The following is a 2,682-nucleotide window of genomic DNA, read 5'->3' on the forward strand; positions in this document are numbered from 1 at the left end:
TCCAAGTCGGTTTTTTGTGGTTTTTCAGGTGGATGAAAAATTTTTAACTATATGAAAAACAAGGATATTTTAAAAAGCATTTCGTATAAGCTCTATTATGTTAAATGAAGTAAAATTCTATAGATTTTAATATCCATAGAAATCTTTTAGTATTTATTTTTAAAATGAAATTTCCCATTATGAGAAAACCAATAATTTTTTCGATCTTATTACTAATTTGTTCCTTTTCATATGCGGATGACAATAAACAATGTGATGGAATTGCATATGCAGCAGACACCTTGATGACTTTTCATCAAATGGGTTCAGACGTAGAAAAAGCTAAAAGTATTTATAGCAACCTCTTCAAAGAGGAAGGTGAAATTTTCAATCAGATAGTAGATGAAGTAAAGAAATCACCTATCTATACCAAAGAGGAAGAAGCAGAAAAAGCTATAGAAGATTTTAAAAATAAATGGAAAAACTATTGTATAGAAAACAATATAAAATGATTCGCAATTAAATTGATGATCTGCATAGTGATTCTAAAAATTTCCTAAAATTAACGTAATACACGTTATACGAAGTCAAAAAATGGGAGCTATAAGCTCCCATTTTTAGTCTTTAATGCGCTTTTTCGCTTCGTCATAAACTATGCTATCAGCTCGTTTCCCGACTGTAATGAGCAAGATAACTACCTGATCATCTTTAACTTGATAGACAAGTCTGACACCAGCTTTTAATAATTTAATTTTATAGCAACCTGCAAGATCGCCTCTAAGCATATTCTTTGGAATATGTGGCTGCTCTATGACTTTGGCTAGTTTCTTCTTAAATTGATCCCGTATAGCAACAGGGAGTTTTTCCCATTCTGCTGTAAAGTCCTTGTGACGTAAAAGCTTATAAGTCATCTAATGTGACTTCCTCAAACATCTCTTTAGGGTCATTAATGCGCTTACGGACAAGAGCTAACAATTCTTCATCTTCTTCTGAAAGCAAAGCTTTTTTGACAGGCAGTTTCCCAGTCGTAGCAACATACTCAAGAATACTAGTGAAGAAATCCGTAGGTGCAATACCTTGCTCTTTAAGGATTGAATAAGATTTTTCTTTAAGGGCTTCATCGATCCTGAAGTTAACAGTAGCCATTATTTTTCCCATTTATTGAATGCATAGGAATATTGTAATGCAAGTTGCATTACGTGGCTAGTTCGTATAATCCGTATTATGTTAATTTCAGAGAAACTATTACAAATAGAATATTACTTTTATATTCTCAAATGAGCCGCTATCTTTCTTAAAAAATACTATAAATAACTGTTATTACTGATTATTATTTTTTAAATCAGGGCGAATTTTATAAATATTATTTTGGAGTTCAAAAATATGACTGAGAGCTTTTCCTATCAGTAAGATATTTTCTCTATTTTCTAGTGATGGATCTGATTGAATCTTACTAGGAATACTGTCTAATAATATTGCAGCTTGATACAAATCATCATTTATTTTTTTTAATTGATCCATTTTTCTCTTCTATATATGTTGGTAAGGATCCCAATCATATTACATTGAGATCCTGATTTATTAGGCCGTGGTATATCTTGTTGTAGCTTCTCTAGTTTCTGAACTAAAAAGGTTTAATAATCTATCCGATGATGGTACAGGAAGATTTGGTGGATTCCAATCACCTGTAGTGATGCATGTATTTAAAGAGTTTCCACACTCTGACATTCCACCGCTACCAGCAGACCCATAGACATCAATACAGTCTGCATAATATTCTGCACACAATTCTTTCGTTAAATAATATGAAGGCGTTGTAGGATCATATGCAAGAGCAAGACTACTAGTTATTATTGTACTAATTAGAACTATTTTTTTTAAGAACATAAGAAAATTGCAAAAGTGCATATTCTAAAAGCGGACATTTTTACTTTGGAGAAACCGGACATTTCTACTTTGGGCTTACAATCGCATTTCGTATAATCGCCATTATGTTAAATAGAATCAAAAAACCTCCAATAAAATCGTTATAGTATTATTATTTATTGAGTAGATAAGAGAATTAAATTAGTGAAATACTCAAATGAAAAAATAGTAAAAGCTCTCTTACTTTCTCCTTTACCACTACTTTTTTTCACAGCAGTCCTGTTTATCGTAATGAATCAGGAATACAGCCTATACTCGATTTTAGTGGTTCTTGTAGGGCACGGTCTTGTCTACTTGGCTTATTGTATTTTGACTGTACCTTTCAGCTTCATATTCTCAATTCTTTTAAATCGTTATAACAGTCTTAATTTATTAACTATCTGTATTGCCTCTATAATTATTGCTACTCCATTTTTTATTCTTTTTGGATGGAGTCACACAGGAGAAATTTCGAAAGAGTGGTGGAAGATGTATACAGATACATGGACTATCTTTATGGCTCTATTTCCTGGCTTATGTTATTGGCTATTTCTGATTAACCTAAAAGATAAGAAATCAAAGAATATTGAATAAACCATTGCATAGAGATTCTTAAATTTCCCTAAAATTAACATAATACACGTTATACGAATTCCCAAGGCATGGCTTCCAGTCATGCTTTTTTTATCAAAAGACTATAGCTGAATGATAGCGAGCCAAATCGCATACAATATCTATCATTAGACTTAATGCAATAATTAAATGATAGTATTATCATTAATCTAATAGAATTAAGAT

5 protein-coding genes are annotated in these 2,682 nt (G+C 31.4%); 2 read left to right on the top strand and 3 right to left on the bottom strand.

Annotated features, from left to right (window positions below):
• Positions 1 to 284: 284 nt before the first annotated feature.
• Entirely contained in the window at positions 285 to 491 is a 207-nt protein-coding gene (locus FTV41_RS14210; RefSeq protein ID WP_228284210.1) for a 3-hydroxybutyryl-CoA dehydrogenase, read from the top strand.
• A 105-nt stretch (positions 492 to 596) separates the two neighbouring features.
• Here FTV41_RS14210 and FTV41_RS14215 read toward each other — a convergent pair whose 3' ends face one another.
• From FTV41_RS14215 to FTV41_RS14225, 3 genes are all read right to left on the bottom strand, one after another.
• Positions 597 to 890, bottom strand: a complete 294-nt coding sequence (locus FTV41_RS14215; protein WP_000221358.1) for a type II toxin-antitoxin system RelE/ParE family toxin — start codon at positions 888 to 890, stop codon at positions 597 to 599.
• Complete coding sequence (locus tag FTV41_RS14220) at positions 880 to 1,125, bottom strand: type II toxin-antitoxin system RelB/DinJ family antitoxin (RefSeq protein ID WP_000246755.1); 246 nt, start codon at positions 1,123 to 1,125, stop codon at positions 880 to 882. Before FTV41_RS14220 ends, FTV41_RS14215 begins: the two co-directional genes overlap by 11 nt.
• Positions 1,126 to 1,299: 174 nt before the next feature.
• On the bottom strand, positions 1,300 to 1,500 hold the full coding sequence (locus tag FTV41_RS14225; RefSeq protein ID WP_163146734.1) for a hypothetical protein: 201 nt from the start codon (positions 1,498 to 1,500) through the stop codon (positions 1,300 to 1,302).
• Between the two features lie 549 nt (positions 1,501 to 2,049).
• Between FTV41_RS14225 and FTV41_RS14230 the strand changes: the two genes are divergently transcribed.
• Entirely contained in the window at positions 2,050 to 2,478 is a 429-nt protein-coding gene (locus tag FTV41_RS14230; RefSeq protein WP_000877730.1) for a hypothetical protein, read from the top strand.
• Positions 2,479 to 2,682 lie beyond the last annotated feature (204 nt).

The organism is Acinetobacter sp. YH16051 (assembly GCF_013417135.1).
In the GTDB taxonomy this organism is placed as follows: Bacteria; Pseudomonadota; Gammaproteobacteria; order Pseudomonadales; family Moraxellaceae; genus Acinetobacter; species Acinetobacter towneri.

What these genes read in the sequence shown, in the direction of transcription:
- FTV41_RS14210 (WP_228284210.1), top strand. Translation starts at nt 285, where the DNA reads ATGACTTTTCATCAAATGGGTTCAGACGTAGAAAAAGCTAAAAGTATT.
- FTV41_RS14215 (WP_000221358.1), bottom strand. Translation starts at nt 890, where the DNA reads ATGACTTATAAGCTTTTACGTCACAAGGACTTTACAGCAGAATGGGAA.
- FTV41_RS14220 (WP_000246755.1), bottom strand. Translation starts at nt 1,125, where the DNA reads ATGGCTACTGTTAACTTCAGGATCGATGAAGCCCTTAAAGAAAAATCT.
- FTV41_RS14225 (WP_163146734.1), bottom strand. Translation starts at nt 1,500, where the DNA reads ATGGATCAATTAAAAAAAATAAATGATGATTTGTATCAAGCTGCAATA.